Raw genomic sequence first — 15,621 nt, forward strand, 5'->3', positions numbered from 1 at the left:
ATAAAATATGAAAAAAGTAATTTTAGGAATAGCCTTTTTAGCATTAGTAACTGTATCTTGTAAAGAAGAAACCAAAGAAAAATTAGACGATGCAAAAGATGCTGTAGGAGTTGAACTTGAGCAAAAACTAGATACTGCTGAAGTTAAAATGGACAAAGCAGTAGATACTCTACAATCAAAAACTGGAAAAGCACTTGAAAAAGGTGCAGCAAAATTAGATGAAGCAGCTGCAAAGATGAAAGAAGCAGCGAAAAAATAAATCAATAAAAAAGGCAGTCTTTGTAGACTGCCTTTTTTTAATTAAGCTCTTACTTTCTGTTCCCATTTCCAGGCACTTGCCATGGCTTCTTCTAGTGTTGATTGCGCCTTCCAACCTAAGACCTCATTAGCTCTTTCAGTACTGGCGTAAGCTGATGTGATGTCACCTTCGCGTCGACCTACAATTTTGTAAGGCAACTTATTCCCACTTACTTTCTCGAAAGTTTCAATAACTTCTAGAACTGAACTTCCGGTACCGGTACCTAAATTGAACGTCTCTACTTTGGTTTCATTTTTTTTATTCAATAAGCGCTGTAATGCAATAACATGGGCTTTCGCCAAATCGACTACGTGAATATAATCGCGAATGGCAGTACCATCAGGCGTAGGATAATCGTTTCCGTAAACTGATAATTCAGCTCGCAATCCCATTCCGGTTTGCGTAATAAAAGGCACTAAGTTTTGTGGAACTCCCAATGGCAATTCTCCAATTTCAGCTGATGGATGCGATCCAATTGGATTAAAATAACGCAATAAAATTGCATTGATATTGGTAACTTTGGCTGTATCAGTGATAATTTCTTCACCGATTTGCTTGGTATTTCCGTATGGAGACATCGCTGTTTGAATAGACGCGTTCTCAGTAATCGGCATTGTTTCGGCTTGACCGTAAACTGTACAAGAGGAACTAAAAATAAAATTGGCTTCCGGTTTTTGCTGTAATTCTTGCAACAGATAAATCAAAGCGCTGATGTTGTTTTCATAATATAACAACGGATTTTCAACACTTTCGCCCACCGCTTTTGAGGCAGCAAAATGTATTACCCCTGCAATATCATCATGTCTTTTAAAAAAATCTTGAACTTTATCTTTCTCTCTTAAATCAATTTTTTCAAATGCAGGCTTTACTCCTGTAATATTTTGAATTCCATCTAATACATCCAAAGAAGTGTTAGATAAATTATCAACAACCACAACTTCGAATCCTTCGTTTTGCAATTCAACCACGGTATGAGAACCTATAAAACCAAGTCCTCCGGTAACTACTATTTTCATACTAAATTATTTTATATGCGTAAATTACGCTAATTTATATCATAAAAAAGACGCGAAAACCGCGTCTTTAACTTATTTTAAATACTCTAAAACACTCGATGTAATGAAAGCAATTTGCTCATCATCTAACTCGGTGTGCATTGGTAAAGAGAGCACTTCTTTAACCAACTGATTGGTTACCGGAAAATCTTCTTCTTTATACCTAGTATCAGCGTATGCTTTTTGTGAATGCAACGGAATTGGGTAATAAATTGCACAAGGAATGCCTTTGTCTAACAAATGTTGCATCAATCCATTTCTATCGGCATCAAGAATTCTTAATGTATACTGATGAAAAACGTGACAGTCGCAAATATCACAAATACTTGGTGCGATTATATTTTTGTGTCCTTCAAAAGCTGCAGAATATTTACGTGCAGCATCTTGTCTGGCTTTTCCGTATTGATCTAATAAAGGTAATTTAGCATTCAAAACTGCTGCTTGTATGCTGTCTAATCTTGAGTTTACACCCACAACATCGTGGTGGTAACGCTCGTACATTCCGTGATTTACAATGCCGCGTAGTTTGTGAGCCAAAGCATCATCATTGGTGAAAATTGCACCACCATCACCATAACATCCTAAATTTTTAGAAGGAAAAAATGAAGTAGCACCTACATGACCAATAGTTCCTGCTTTCTTTTTAGTACCATCAGAGAATTTGCAATTGGCACCAATCGCTTGAGCATTATCTTCAATCACGTACAAATTATGTTCTTTGGCAATGGCCAAAATCGCTTCCATATTGGCTGCACGTCCAAACAAGTGAACCGGTACAATGGCTTTTGTTTTTGGAGTTATGGCTTTGCGAATCCCGTCAATAGAGATGTTCATGTTATACATATCTACATCTACCAAAACAGGAGTTAGTTGCAATAACGCGATAACTTCAACAGTAGCTGCAAAGGTAAAATCGGCAGTAATAACCTCATCACCAGGTTTTAAATCCAATCCCATCATTGCAATTTGCAAAGCATCAGTACCATTGGCACAAGGAATTACGTGCTTTACATCTAAATATTCCTCTAGTGATTTTTGAAATTCATGCACTTTTGGTCCGTTGATATACGTATTGGTGTCTAACACTTCTTGAATAGAAGCATCAACAACCTCTTTTATTTTTTCATATTGACTTTTCAAGTCAACCATTTGGATTTTTTTCATTTCGATTTTCAGTTTAATGTTCGAAAGATAAGCTTGCTATTGCATTCTTGTTCCTTTCTTAAAACGAAGAACAAAAATAGTTATTTATGTCTTGATACCAATGCAACGTTTCTTAAAAAGCGGGGAATACAATAAAATAAAATTAGCAGTCTTGAAATTTAAAAAAATGATGCGTTAGAAATTCATTTAAAGAAAACGTATTTTAGCCCAAAAATTTTAGCCATGCTTTTTATCTACAATTTATTAGTTTTAGTTGCGAGTTTTATTTTAAAAATTGTGGCGCTTTTTAGTCCAAAAATGAAACTTTTTGTAGACGGCAGAAAGGGTGTTTTTACGCAACTTGAACAGCATATAAATCCAACCGACAAAACCATTTGGTTTCATGCAGCATCACTAGGGGAATATGAGCAAGGCTTGCCCGTGATTGAAAAAATTAAAGAACAATTCCCAAGTCATAAAATAGTACTTACTTTTTTTTCCCCATCAGGTTACGAAGTCCGAAAAAACAATACTGTAGCTGATGTTACGGTATATTTACCAATGGATACAAAGGAAAATGCACAACAATTTCTTGACCTTGTTCATCCTGAAATGGTGTTTTTTATCAAGTACGAATATTGGCCGAATTACTTAAACGAACTCAAAAAACGCAATATAAAAACCTATTTGATTTCTGGAATTTTAAGAGAAAACCAAGCCTTTTTTAAATGGTATGGCGGTTTTTATAGAAAAGCGCTCGATGCTTTTACTTACTTTTTTGTACAAAATGAATGTTCTAAAAAACTTTTGCAACAATTAGGCAAAACCAATGTTATTGTGTCTGGTGACACGCGTTTTGATCGTGTGGCTACTATTTTAGAAAAAGACAATACGCTGGATTTTATTGCTCAATTTAAGGACAACACAGTTACAATTGTTGTGGGAAGTTCGTGGCCCAAGGATGAAGATTTCATTGTAAACTTCCTAAATTCGACTATTTTGAATGTGAAATTTATAATTGCTCCACACAATATTAAAGATGAGCAAATTCAAAAACTCAAAAACAGCATCAGCCGAAAAACTGTTTTATTCTCTGAAAAAGAAAATAAAAACCTAGCCGATTTTGATGTTTTTATCATTGACACCGTTGGGATTTTGACCAAAATCTACAGTTATGCCGATATTGCTTATGTGGGCGGAGGCTTTGGAAATCCTGGCGTGCACAATGTTTTAGAACCAGCTACTTTTGGTGTTCCAATAGTTATTGGTTCTAATTATTCGCATTTTGCAGAAGCAATCGCATTAGTTAAAATGGAAGCGTGTACTGCCATAAACAACCAACAAGAACTGAACGAGGCTTTTGAAAATTTAATTCGAAATGAAGACATCCGTCACGAAAAAGGACATATGTGCAGCACTTTTGTACAAATGAACAAAGGCGCAACACAAATGATTGTGAGTCGAATTTAAGCTCGAATTCAAACCAAAAAAAAAAATCGTTTTTTAAAATTCTGCTGAACTTGTTATGGTTACAAACTTAGCTTGTCTTTGAAATTACTGGCTTGTCGTCTAGAAATTTCTACTTTAATATCTTTTGGAAGTTCTGCTAAAAGATTTCCGCTAAACCAGGTTTCAATTTTACCAATGTATTGCACATTTACAATTTGGTTTCTATTGGCTCTAAAAAAATATTTCTCGGGAAGTTTTTCCTCAATTTGATTTAATGATTTGTTGATCGTGGCTTTTTCATTTTGAAAAAATACTTTGGTGTAATTTCCATCAACTTCAAATAAGTAAATATCTGAAATTTTGACCAACCAACATTTTTCACCATCTCTGATGAAAATCTGATTGTCTAAAGCTAGTTTCTTCTCATTTTTTTCGGCTTTTTCGATCAAGTTTGTATTTACTTTTTCTATTGCTTGAGCAAACCTTTTTGGATTAATTGGTTTTAACAAATAATCGAGCGCATTGTATTCAAAAGACTTGATAGCATACTCATCAAAGGCAGTCGTAAAAACCGTAATAGGCACATTATCGAGCATTTCAAGCAAGGCAAAACCATCTTTTTCAGGCATGTTGATGTCCAGAAAAAGCAAATCAGGCTGCTTGTTGTTGATGAGTTCAAAACCCAAATCTACATTTTCGGCTTCACCAATTATTTGAATTTCAGAGTGATTTTTAATTAATTCCTTTAGCTCATTGCGAGCCAAACGAGAATCTTCGACTATGACAGCTTTTATTTTTTTCATCGGTTACTAAGAAATAGGTAGTGTTATTTTAGCAATGACTTCATTTTCAAATTCATTTAGTGAAAAAGTGGCGCTTTCGCCGTAAATCAATTGCAATCTTCTTTGAATGTTTTTGAGACCTAATTGTGTAGTTCCTGTTTGTTGCGATAAATTCCCTGTATTCGTGACTTGAATTTGTAAATCGGTATTTTCTTTTTTGATTTTCAATAGTAAAATACCGCCGTTTTTTAGCTGTGAAATTCCATGTTTTATGGCATTTTCAATCAACATTTGAATGATCATTGGCGGAATAGGCAATTTTAAAGTCTCTTCTTCTATTTCTGAAATAAATTGCAATCGATCCTCCAGTTGAATTTTTGAAATGGCAATAAAATTTTCAACCATTTCAATTTCTTCCTCAAGCGCAATGGTATTCACCTCACTTTTTGTCAAAGAATACCGCAGCATTTCAGACAATCGCGTGATCATTTCCCTTGATTTCATCGGGTTTTCCAGAATCAAACCGCGAATATTGTTTAAACTGTTAAACATAAAATGCGGGTTAATTTGTCCTTTTAAAGCGTTAATCTGTGACTCTTTGAGTGTAGACTCTAGCTCTAACCGATTCATTTTATTGTCTTTTAGCAGTAAAATTGTTTTAATTACGGTGTAAGCAATCATCCATATAAAAAACAAAAATGCAACTGTCAACATAACAAACGCACCAGCTTTTAGATTTTGGCTAGGATGATCGATAATCTCGGCTTTGTCGTAAACAAAAGTGGCCATCAAGTAATTATATCCATTAACGAATACAAAAAACAGAATGCTTGACACTAAAAAAACAAGCAATAATTTAAAGAAATCTTTTTTAGAAAAACTTTCAAAATCAATGTACTTTTTAAAAAAGTAACGAACTGCATAGGTTAGCGAAAGTATTGCAACCGTGTGAGAAAAATAATCTAAGATCAGTTGCCAGGTTTCGTATCCTAAAACATTGCTTTTGGGATTTAGTATTGAAGGCAGAAATACAAATCCAAATATAATGGTCCAAATCATAATTTGAATGATCCAAAACGTATATTTTCTTTTTGATATTTTTTCTATTGAATTCGTTTTCATTGTTTTATTATGAAATTAATGCTGAGCCATACTCAGCAAGTTGTATTACCAAAGTCAAAATTAGTTTTACCATCATTTTGGGTTTTAAATTAAAATATTCCTTTTAAAACTTTTGGCGAAATACAACTACTCCGCCAAAAGTAAACTTTTTCGAATTAATTTTTACTACTTCAAGTGTTGTGCAAAAAAGCCAAGCATTGATTTATAAAGCTCAATTTGATTTTCTTCTCTAAGAAAACCATGTCCTTCATTGTACTTGACCATGTAAGGTACTTCAAATCCTTTTTTGCGTAAAGCAGTCACAATTTGATCTGATTCTCCAATGTTAACCCTTGGATCATTTGCACCTTGAACAACAAACAAAGGCTTTTTGATTTTATCGACTTGATAAAAAGGCGATACCTCTTTGGCAATTTTAGCCTGTGCAGGATTGTCTAAATCATACCAAATTTTCTTTGTCGCTTCTGTATAAGGTTTCCAATATTCAGGAAAAGAACTAAAAAAAGTTTCAATGTTTGAAATTCCTACATAATCCACTCCACACGCATATAAATCAGGTGTTTTTACTAATCCCATCAAAGTAGCATACCCTCCGTGACTTGCACCATAAATAGCAATTTTATCTTTATTTATCCATCCCTGTGACAATACATATTGCACTCCATCTTCAATATCATCCATCACTTTACGTCCAATTTGACCATATCCTGCTTTCAAAAATTCTTTTCCGTATCCTCCTGAAATTCGGAAGTTTACATGTAAAGTGGCATAGCCACGACTAGCAAACAATTGTGCTTCTGGACTAAATCCCCAACTGTCTCTTAACGTTTGTGGGCCACCATGCGGATTAACAATTAAAGGTACCTTTTTTCCTTGTAAAGCCTCTTTAGGCAAGGTGATGTAGCCATAAATTAAAATTCCATCACGACTTTTAAACGAAATCGGTTGCATTACAGCCATATCTTTTTGCTCTAGTTTTGGCATCAAATCGAACATATAAGTCAATTTATTTAACTTTGAATCGTACTGATAATATTTCCCGTAAAATTTATCACTAGAAACAATGATCAGCATTTTTTCTTCATCGTCACTTTGGGAAACAATAGAAAATTGCGCATCCTTAAATTCTTTTTGAATATTGTCATATATCTTTGTAAAAGTTTTACTTATTGGGATGATGGTGTTTTTTTCTCCATTAAAACCAACGTAGTCCACTTCAAAATTTCTTTTTTCAGAAAGCCCCAGAATATTAGAATCAAAGGTCGGGTTAGAATAAATTTCTTTAATCATCTTATTCTGCTTTAAATCATACAAAATAATTTGTGTTTTATCAGATTCTAAATTTGATATTACATAAGCATCATCTGGATTGGGCGTTTGATAATTTAAAGAAACAAATGTGAAGATTTCTGTAGATTCAAATTCTTTTAACAATTTAAAATCGTTAGCACCTGAAGGCTTATAGTAATACTGCATACTTATTCCATTAGCCACTCTTACAAAGCCTATTAGTTTACCATCTTGATCAAAATTATAGACCAGTATTGGGTTTTTAAGGTCCGTATTGGCATATAATCTTTCTATCGCTCCCGTTTTGGTATTTATTTTATAAGGTTCCTTAAGCTGCTTGTTTTCCTTATTCATAGAAACGATAATAAAATCTCTCTGATTTTTTAGTACCGTATTAATTTCTGCCTGTACACCGTCAAAAGGAGTTAAATCAATTGGAGCAGAACCATCGATGCCGGCAGAATAAACATGTATGTTTTCATTTCCTCCTTTATCCATGGCATAAATTAATCGCTCATTATTCAACCAAAAATACGTTTTGATGAGTTCATCTTTTTCCTCTATTACCAGAGAAACTTTGCCTGTTTTAATGTCTTTTACATACACATTGGTTTTGCCGTTATCCATTTTTTGAAAATAAGACATGCGTAATCCGTCAGGTGATAATCTAAACGTTCTTGCTTTTGCTTTTGTAAAGAAATCTTCAACAGCATATTTGTAATTTCCATTGTCAAAAGAGGCTAATTTTTCTAGATCTCCTTTCGACGAAGGCAGCGAAATATCGCCAGGTTTTTTTGCTTCAGGTTGAGCTGTTTGTGCATTGGCATTTGATAATCCCATTATTGCTAGCGCAAGTGCTATGATGTTTTTTTTCATGATTTAACTTGATTTGATTTTGATTGATTGATTTTGATTGATTGATTTTGATTGAATGATTTTGATTGAATGATTTTGATTGATGATCTATTTTTTAAGCTATTATTAATTTCAATAAGTAAGCTAGTAAAACTCCAATTGTAAAACTTAAAACTGCTTTTACTACAACTATCCCTTTTTTTAGAAATTCTGTTTTCATACTTTATGTGATTGGTTGATTGATTGATGATAGAATTGCTTACGCCAATTTCAATTTAGCCTATTAACATTTTAACTAGATAATACAGTGCAAAGCCTACAATAAAACCTACTACTGCTTTTGCTACAACTACTCCTTTTTTTAAAATTTCTGTTCTCATTTTTATTTGTTTTAAATTGTTTTTATTTGTTTTGATGAGACAAATATAGAAGGGCTTCTGCTGTTGTTTTACCGAAAAATGACGAACGGTTGTATCGAAATGACGAACGGTTATGGCAAGACCAAGTTCGATATTAACTACCTTTACGCTCCTAAAAAGAACAATATGATTCACTTTAAACCAATAGATAAACAAGATGTAGATACTGTCAGTGCTTTGATGGTTGATTTTTACACCATTGATGGTTATCCTATTGCTATTGAAAAGACAAAAGAATTACTAGATCAATTTATAGACAATCCAACGTTAGGAAAAGCTTGGCTGATCTATTGGCAGGAACAAGTGGTTGGCTACATCATCCTAACCTTTGTGTTTAGTTTTGAATACCAAGGAAAAATTGCTTTTTTAGATGAATTATTCGTCGCAGAAACAGCTCGAGGCAAAGGCATTGGCAGCAAAGCCGTAGATTTTATAAAAGCCGAAAGCCATAAATTATCGTTAAAACTGATCTATCTTGAGGTAGAGCCACACAATAAAAAAGCGCAAAAATTGTATCTTGCCAGCGGTTTCGAAATGCATAATCGAAAATTAATGCGTCTTAAAACTGATTGAAATTGCTAATAAAATAACCAAATAGGGACTTTTTAAAATTTATACTAAATTGATTCGTTTTGTAGAAACCTATTCAAAAGGAAGTATTGATTTTAAAAAGGAAACGTCGCTATTGAGCTAATAAAATGAAAACCAAAATATGTGAAATTTGCTCTATTGCAGCCAGTACACTGTTTCGGGTTCAAATCGCCTCGGGAAAAAATTGGATTTTCGTTTGTCAATCTTGCTGCGAAAAATCAAAATCATTGCCTCAATATAAATACGGAGGAACTTGGAAAGGAAAACGACATTGAGTCATTTTCTGTTCCATTATATTTCAAATCAATCATCCATTTGTATCACACTTTTCTCAAACTAAATTATATACCAATGAAATTTTTAAAATTGTTTTTATTACTATTTGTCATTCAAACACAAGCGCAACAAGGCGGTATGTGGATTCCCTCTTTATTGAAAGGAATGAATGAAACCGAAATGAAGAATCTAGGCATGAAAATGTCAATCAAAGACATTTATGATGTGAATCAATCTAGCATGAAAGATGCAGTGCCGCATTTTAACGGTGGCTGTACTTCTGAAGTGATTTCGCCAAAAGGTTTATTGCTTACTAATCACCACTGCGGTTATTCGCAAATTCAATCGCACTCCTCAGTTGATAAAGATTATTTAGCTGATGGATTTTGGGCCTATAAAATGGAAGACGAATTGCCAAACGAAGGTTTAACTGTTACTTTTATGGTGAAAATTGAAGACGTAACTACGCAAATCCTTGAAGGCACTGCGACACTTACAAACGAAGCCGACAAACAGAAAAAAATTCAAGAAAACATCACTCGCTTGAGCGCCTCTTTCCCGAAAGAATCTTGGCAAGAAAACAAAATTCGTACGTTTTATGAGGGCAATCAATACCTTCTTTTTGTAACAGAAACTTTTTCTGATGTGCGTTTGGTTGGTGCTCCACCTACATCAATAGGAAAATTTGGGTCTGATACAGACAATTGGGTTTGGCCACGTCATACAGGAGATTTTTCGTTGTTCAGAATTTATGCTGACAAGAACAATCGTCCCGCAAAATATTCCAAAGACAATGTACCTTACACTCCAAAACACTTTTTACCAATTTCGCTTGACGGTGTTGCCGAAGATGATTTTACCCTTGTTTTTGGTTATCCAGGAAAAACCAATGAATACCTACCTTCTATAGCCATCGAACAAATTGTCAACGAACTTAATCCTGCAAAAATTGAAATTCGTGATAAAGCCTTAAAAGTAGCCGATGGATTCATGCGTAAAGACAATGCTATTAAAATTCAGTATGCCTCTAAATATGCTAGTATTGCTAATTATTGGAAAAAATGGATTGGTGAAACCCAAGGGCTTCAAAAATCGAATGCGGTAGCTGTAAAACGCAATGACGAAAAAACTTTTCAAGAAAAAGTAAAAAAAGCTGGTAAAGAAAAAGAATACGGAACCTTACTTGCTGATTTTGACAAGAACTACGCAGCAATTGCTCCTTACGCGCTTGCTAGAGATTATTTTATGGAAACCGTACAGCGCAACACTGAGTTGTTAAGTGCTGCTTACCGCTTGTACCAACTAGAGCAAGTTTACAACGCAAGAGGTGAACAAGCCTTTAATGATCGAAAAAATAATTTAGTAGGTGGCTTAGCTGATTTTTATAAAAACTTCAATGCAACTGTTGATGAAAAAGTTTTTGAACAATTGATTGCATTGTACGCTACAAAATCGCCACAACAATTTTTACCAAATAGTCTAGCTAATGTTGATGCAAAAAAACTAGCTACCGCTATATACAGCACTTCTAAAATCACTAGCTACGCGGGCTTAAAAGAATTACTTTCTGGTGATGCGGCTACTGCTTTAGCCAACCTAAGAAAAGATCCGGCTTACCAATTGGTAAAAGAACTTGCGGATAGTTACAACACTCAAATTGCTCCGAAATACGATGAAATCAACCAAACGATAACTGCTTTGCAGCGCACGTATATGAAGGCGCAATTAGAACTTAATGCTAACGGTCGTTTGTTTCCAGATGCTAATAGTACCTTGCGTGTTACCTACGGAAAAGTAAAGGGTTACGAACCAAAAGACGCTACTTTATACACTCCTGTAACTTACCTAGAAGGTGTTATGGAAAAATACATTCCTGGAGATTATGAATTTGATGTTCCTTCAAAATTAGTGGAGTTGTACAAAAACAAAGATTACGGCAGTTACAGCGATGCTACCGGTAAAATGCCCGTTTGTTTCATTGGAACAAATCATACTACAGGAGGTAACTCAGGAAGCCCTGCGGTGGATGCAAACGGTAATTTGATTGGACTAAATTTTGACCGTGTATGGGAAGGTACAATGAGTGATATTTACTATGATCCTAGTATCTGCAGAAACATTATGGTAGACATTAGATACGTCTTATTTATCATAGACAAATACGCTGGTGCAAAAAACTTAATGGCCGAATTAAAGCTTGTACATCCAAAAAAAGACAAGACATTGATAAATAAACCATTAAAACAAAAGCAGTCAGAAAAAAAGTCCAAATAAAACTTTAAAAAAAATTGCATTTGATGTGCAAAAACTGGCACAATAATTGTAAATTTGCTGGACACTGGGAAAGAATAATATTTTTTAAAAAATAAATGAAAAAATATTTTCCATATTAAAAAATTTATATCTTTGCCACGAATTAATAATTAACCTTTATATTAAATTAAGATGAAAAAAGTATTTTTAAGTTTAGCTGCTGTTGCTGTATTAACTGTTGTTTCTTGTAAAAAAGCTGATGCTCCTGCTGAAGGAACTGAAACTGCTGTTGACTCTGCTGCTATGGTAGTTGATTCTGCTGCACAAGTTGTTGATTCTGCTGCTCAAGTAGTTGATTCTGCTGCTGCTGCTGGAACTGAAGCTGCTGAGGTTGCTACAGAAGCTGCTGAAGCTGTAAAAAAATAATTAGAATCTAAATTCTAAAGATTTTAAAGCCATCCGCTTAGCGAGATGGCTTTTTTATGCCATAAAATGAAATAATTTCATGTCGCAAAACAAAAAAGAGTCTTGAATACGTTATCGTTTTCAAGACTCTTTTCTTTTAATCTAAAAAAATACAGTCATTGGTTGAGAAATCCAAGATCTCTGCTGCCGAGCCATATTTCACAATTTCATCAATACCTTTTTGCAAACGCAAAGCTGTTGTGTATTTTCGACTAGTAGCAAAATGATGCCCTTCAAGAACCACTTTAAAAAAAAACTTACCACTAGTTGATTTAAATTTTAAAAAATCAGCTGACGAAAGTACTTTTTTAAAATGCTCAATAGCTTCCTCTGCTTCGAACTTCAATTCGTAACTCAAACTTGTAAAAATCACTTTTCCTTTCCTTGAGGTAAAAACAAACTTATACTCGTCATTGTAGCGCTTGCTTATCACAAAAGCCCCCATATTTGATTGTATTTATAAAATTAAACCTTGTTTGATTACTCTACCTCTTTGTCAATCAAAACAAAACACACTCTGACTTTCGGCCATAAAAAAAGCCCCTTCAATTGAAGGGGCTTTTGTACTCAGAGCGGGACTTGAACCCGCACGAACATTGCTGTTCACTGGATTTTAAGTCCAGCGTGTCTACCAATTTCACCATCCGAGCATTAAGAGGTGTTTGAGCGAAAAACGGGGCTCGAACCCGCGACCTCGACCTTGGCAAGGTCGCGCTCTACCAACTGAGCTATTTTCGCGTTTTGTATTTGTAAGAACTACAACACTTGTTCTGTATTGCGGTTGCAAATTTAGGACATTTATTGAATTAAACAAGCCTTTTTTTTAAAAAAATTAAACAAAAATGATAACAATCTGATAACGTGTGCTTAAAAAGAGAAATTATTTTCGAGTCAACATTCTTTTAATTTCATTGAGTTTCATTAACGCCTCCATAGGCGTTATGGTGTTAATATCAAGACTGATTATTTCCTCTTTTATTTCTTCTAGCAAAGGATCATCAAGGTTGAAAAAACTCATTTGCATGGTTTCAGTTTGCGCTTCTTTTAAACTAGCGCCACGTTTTGCTACTGAATTCCCGTTTAGCGATTCACTAGAATGATTTTTTTCAAGCTTCTTGAGTAGTTTTTGTGCTTTTAAAATCACTATTTGCGGCATTCCAGCCATTTTAGCCACGTGAATTCCAAAACTATGAGCACTTCCTCCTTTTACCAATTTTCGAACAAAAAGAACGGTGTCTTTTAATTCTTTTACAGCCACATTATAGTTTTGAATTCGAGTTAGTGATTCACTCATTTCATTCAATTCATGATAATGTGTTGCGAACAACGTTTTAGGCTGCGCAGGATGCTCATGCAAAAACTCGGCTATAGCCCAAGCAATAGAAATTCCGTCATAGGTACTCGTTCCACGACCAATTTCGTCTAATAAAACTAAACTTCGATCTGAGATGTTATTCAAGATAGATGCCGTTTCATTCATCTCAACCATGAAAGTAGATTCTCCCATCGAAATATTATCACTTGCTCCAACTCTCGTAAAAATTTTATCTACAACGCCCATTCGAACACTCTCTGCAGGAACAAAGCTTCCCATTTGCGCCAGCAATACAATTAAAGCTGTTTGACGCAAAATAGCCGACTTACCCGACATATTCGGCCCTGTAATCATGATAACTTGCTGCGTATCGCGATCTAAAAAAACATCATTAGCGATATATGGCGTACCTACAGGCAATTGCTTTTCGATAACAGGATGCCTACCGCTTTTGATATCCAACTCAAAACTCTCATCTAAATCAGGACACACATATTGATTTTCGATGGCGAGTTGCGTAAATGAACACAAGCAGTCCAATTGCGCTATCAAATTAGCATTCATTTGTACAGGCTTGATGTAAGTTGCTATCCAAGCCACCAATTGCTCGAACAACTCCACTTCTATTTTGTGAATTTTTTCCTCGGCGCCTAAAATCTTAGTTTCATATTCTTTTAATTCTTCTGTGATATAACGTTCTGCGTTTACCAAGGTTTGTTTTCGAATCCATTCGGTAGGAACTTTATCTTTATGCATGTTTCGCACTTCGATGTAGTAACCAAAAACATTATTAAATGATATTTTTAATGACGAAATCCCTGTTGCTTGTGATTCGCGTTTTTCAATACCCTCTAAAAATTCTTTCCCTGAAGTTGAAATTGCTCTTAACTCATCCAACTCTGCATGCACGCCGGTAGCAATTGCATTTCCTTTGGCAATAGCCACTGGCGCATCTTGATTTAATACCGTATTTATTTTTTCACGAAGCAAATCGCAACCATGCAAACTATCACCGATAATTTTCACAGCTTCCTGCGGGCTAGCCAAAGCCAACTTTTTGATAGGTACTATCGCGTCTAACGATTCCTTCAAGTACACTACCTCACGAGGCGACACCTTTCCGGCAGCAATTTTTGAAATCAATCGCTCCAAATCAGAAATTTGCTTGATTTGGTTTTGAATATCTCTTAAAACTTCTTGATTATTTTTCAAATAAGCCACCACTTCATGTCGACCTTTTATTTTATGACTGTCTTTTAAAGGCAAAGCTAGCCACCTTTTGAGTAATCGTCCACCCATTGGCGAAAGCGTTTTATCAATTACATCAAGCAATGTGACCGCATTTGGATTGTAGCTATGGTATAATTCTAGGTTACGAATGGTAAAACGATCCATCCAAACATAAGCATCTTCAGCAATACGCTGAATTGAAGTAATATGTTGTACTTTATTATGTTGCGTTTCTGAGAGGTAATACAAAATAGCTCCAGATGCGATAATTCCGTCAGACAGCTCCTCTACTCCAAATCCTTTCAAGGAAACTGTTTGAAAATGTTTGGTTAAAGTTTCAAATGCGTAGTCCTGTTTGTAAATCCAATCTTCAAGATAAAAACAGTGAAAATCTTCGCCAAAGGTTTCTTTAAATTCTACTTTTTTATTTTTCGGAATCAAAACCTCACTTGGGTTGAAGTTTTGAAGTAATTTGTCAATGTATTCTGCATTGCCCTGAGCGGTTAAAAACTCGCCCGTTGAAACATCTAAAAATGCAATACCAATCGATTTATTGGCAAAATAAATGGCTGCCAAAAAATTATTAGTTTTAGACTGAAGCACCTCATCATTAAGGGAAACTCCTGGTGTTACCAATTCGGTCACGCCTCGTTTCACAATCGTTTTTGTCATTTTAGGATCTTCAAGCTGATCGCAAATAGCAACTCTAAGTCCCGCTTTGACCAACTTAGGCAAATACGTATTTAAAGAATGGTGCGGAAATCCGGCCAAAGCAGTTTCTCCTTCAGATCCTGCACCTCGTTTAGTTAAAACAATTCCTAAAATTTTCGAAGCCCGAACAGCATCTTCACCAAAGGTTTCGTAAAAATCCCCAACACGAAACAATAAGCAAGCATCAGGATACTTCCTTTTGATTTCATTGTATTGTTTCATCAACGGTGTTTCCTTAACTGCTTTATCTTTAGAGGCCAATGTGTTTAGTTTTTTAAATTTAATTTCATGGCGAATTTATAGTTTTTTGGCCAAAAATGAGGAGATTCAAAAAAATTAAACAAGTTATTTAAGAAAAAATTAGGCC

The 15,621-nt window shown here is 34.8% G+C and carries 13 protein-coding genes and 2 tRNA genes; 6 read left to right on the top strand and 9 right to left on the bottom strand.

Going from position 1 to position 15,621, the window contains the following annotated elements; translation table 11 throughout:
- Window positions 1–7: 7 nt before the first annotated feature.
- Window positions 8–259, top strand: a complete 252-nt coding sequence (locus ACXX8U_RS10735; RefSeq protein ID WP_458565840.1) for a hypothetical protein — start codon at window positions 8–10, stop codon at window positions 257–259.
- Window positions 260–300: 41 nt separating this feature from the next.
- Here ACXX8U_RS10735 and galE read toward each other — a convergent pair whose 3' ends face one another.
- Entirely contained in the window at window positions 301–1,314 is a 1,014-nt protein-coding gene (gene galE, locus ACXX8U_RS10740) for a UDP-glucose 4-epimerase GalE (RefSeq protein ID WP_458565841.1), read from the bottom strand.
- 72 nt (window positions 1,315–1,386) lie between these two features.
- A complete protein-coding gene (locus ACXX8U_RS10745) occupies window positions 1,387–2,517 on the bottom strand; it encodes a DegT/DnrJ/EryC1/StrS family aminotransferase (RefSeq protein ID WP_458565842.1) in 1,131 nt (376 codons plus the stop codon).
- A 222-nt stretch (window positions 2,518–2,739) separates the two neighbouring features.
- On the opposite strand from ACXX8U_RS10745, the gene ACXX8U_RS10750 reads away from it, so the two are divergent.
- Window positions 2,740–3,966, top strand: a complete 1,227-nt coding sequence (locus ACXX8U_RS10750; RefSeq protein WP_458565843.1) for a 3-deoxy-D-manno-octulosonic acid transferase — start codon at window positions 2,740–2,742, stop codon at window positions 3,964–3,966.
- Between the two features lie 59 nt (window positions 3,967–4,025).
- On the opposite strand, the gene ACXX8U_RS10755 is transcribed toward ACXX8U_RS10750, so the two are convergent.
- From ACXX8U_RS10755 to ACXX8U_RS10765, 3 genes are all read right to left on the bottom strand, one after another.
- Window positions 4,026–4,748 carry a LytR/AlgR family response regulator transcription factor gene (locus tag ACXX8U_RS10755; RefSeq protein WP_458565844.1) on the bottom strand — a complete coding sequence of 241 codons (723 nt, stop codon included), beginning with the start codon at window positions 4,746–4,748 and terminating at the stop codon, window positions 4,026–4,028.
- A 6-nt stretch (window positions 4,749–4,754) separates the two neighbouring features.
- Complete coding sequence (locus ACXX8U_RS10760) at window positions 4,755–5,849, bottom strand: sensor histidine kinase (protein ID WP_458565845.1); 1,095 nt, start codon at window positions 5,847–5,849, stop codon at window positions 4,755–4,757.
- A gap of 165 nt (window positions 5,850–6,014) precedes the next feature.
- A complete protein-coding gene (locus ACXX8U_RS10765) occupies window positions 6,015–8,015 on the bottom strand; it encodes a S9 family peptidase (RefSeq protein WP_458565846.1) in 2,001 nt (666 codons plus the stop codon).
- 437 nt (window positions 8,016–8,452) lie between these two features.
- On the opposite strand from ACXX8U_RS10765, the gene ACXX8U_RS10770 reads away from it, so the two are divergent.
- The 4 genes from ACXX8U_RS10770 (at window position 8,453) to ACXX8U_RS10780 (ending at window position 11,959) form a co-directional block, all read left to right on the top strand.
- The gene (locus ACXX8U_RS10770) at window positions 8,453–8,986 is read left to right on the top strand and encodes a GNAT family N-acetyltransferase (protein WP_458565847.1); all 534 of its coding nucleotides are present in this window, start codon (window positions 8,453–8,455) and stop codon (window positions 8,984–8,986) included.
- 125 nt (window positions 8,987–9,111) lie between these two features.
- Complete coding sequence (locus ACXX8U_RS15150) at window positions 9,112–9,279, top strand: DUF8622 domain-containing protein (protein WP_505307832.1); 168 nt, start codon at window positions 9,112–9,114, stop codon at window positions 9,277–9,279.
- Window positions 9,280–9,355: 76 nt separating this feature from the next.
- Window positions 9,356–11,554, top strand: coding sequence for a S46 family peptidase (locus ACXX8U_RS10775; RefSeq protein ID WP_458565848.1), 2,199 nt, complete (start codon window positions 9,356–9,358; stop codon window positions 11,552–11,554).
- Between the two features lie 171 nt (window positions 11,555–11,725).
- Complete coding sequence (locus ACXX8U_RS10780) at window positions 11,726–11,959, top strand: PG1828 family lipoprotein (protein ID WP_210787831.1); 234 nt, start codon at window positions 11,726–11,728, stop codon at window positions 11,957–11,959.
- A 136-nt stretch (window positions 11,960–12,095) separates the two neighbouring features.
- Here the strand turns inward: ACXX8U_RS10780 and ACXX8U_RS10785 are convergent, their stop codons facing one another.
- From ACXX8U_RS10785 to mutS, 4 genes are all read right to left on the bottom strand, one after another.
- Window positions 12,096–12,443, bottom strand: a complete 348-nt coding sequence (locus ACXX8U_RS10785; RefSeq protein ID WP_166133199.1) for a YegP family protein — start codon at window positions 12,441–12,443, stop codon at window positions 12,096–12,098.
- 119 nt (window positions 12,444–12,562) lie between these two features.
- Window positions 12,563–12,648 (bottom strand) — tRNA-Leu (locus ACXX8U_RS10790).
- A gap of 15 nt (window positions 12,649–12,663) precedes the next feature.
- Window positions 12,664–12,736 (bottom strand) — tRNA-Gly (locus ACXX8U_RS10795).
- Window positions 12,737–12,878: 142 nt separating this feature from the next.
- Complete coding sequence (gene mutS / locus ACXX8U_RS10800; RefSeq protein ID WP_458565849.1) at window positions 12,879–15,515, bottom strand: DNA mismatch repair protein MutS; 2,637 nt, start codon at window positions 15,513–15,515, stop codon at window positions 12,879–12,881.
- Between the last annotated feature and the right edge of the window lie 106 nt (window positions 15,516–15,621).

Source organism: Flavobacterium sp. GNP001 (genome assembly GCF_054343775.1).

What these genes read in the sequence shown, in the direction of transcription:
- ACXX8U_RS10745 (WP_458565842.1), bottom strand. Translation starts at nt 2,517, where the DNA reads ATGAAAAAAATCCAAATGGTTGACTTGAAAAGTCAATATGAAAAAATA.
- ACXX8U_RS10760 (WP_458565845.1), bottom strand. Translation starts at nt 5,849, where the DNA reads ATGAAAACGAATTCAATAGAAAAAATATCAAAAAGAAAATATACGTTT.
- ACXX8U_RS15150 (WP_505307832.1), top strand. Translation starts at nt 9,112, where the DNA reads ATGAAAACCAAAATATGTGAAATTTGCTCTATTGCAGCCAGTACACTG.
- ACXX8U_RS10735 (WP_458565840.1), top strand. Translation starts at nt 8, where the DNA reads ATGAAAAAAGTAATTTTAGGAATAGCCTTTTTAGCATTAGTAACTGTA.
- ACXX8U_RS10765 (WP_458565846.1), bottom strand. Translation starts at nt 8,015, where the DNA reads ATGAAAAAAAACATCATAGCACTTGCGCTAGCAATAATGGGATTATCA.
- ACXX8U_RS10785 (WP_166133199.1), bottom strand. Translation starts at nt 12,443, where the DNA reads ATGGGGGCTTTTGTGATAAGCAAGCGCTACAATGACGAGTATAAGTTT.
- ACXX8U_RS10755 (WP_458565844.1), bottom strand. Translation starts at nt 4,748, where the DNA reads ATGAAAAAAATAAAAGCTGTCATAGTCGAAGATTCTCGTTTGGCTCGC.
- ACXX8U_RS10770 (WP_458565847.1), top strand. Translation starts at nt 8,453, where the DNA reads ATGACGAACGGTTGTATCGAAATGACGAACGGTTATGGCAAGACCAAG.
- galE (WP_458565841.1), bottom strand. Translation starts at nt 1,314, where the DNA reads ATGAAAATAGTAGTTACCGGAGGACTTGGTTTTATAGGTTCTCATACC.
- ACXX8U_RS10775 (WP_458565848.1), top strand. Translation starts at nt 9,356, where the DNA reads ATGAAATTTTTAAAATTGTTTTTATTACTATTTGTCATTCAAACACAA.
- ACXX8U_RS10780 (WP_210787831.1), top strand. Translation starts at nt 11,726, where the DNA reads ATGAAAAAAGTATTTTTAAGTTTAGCTGCTGTTGCTGTATTAACTGTT.
- ACXX8U_RS10750 (WP_458565843.1), top strand. Translation starts at nt 2,740, where the DNA reads ATGCTTTTTATCTACAATTTATTAGTTTTAGTTGCGAGTTTTATTTTA.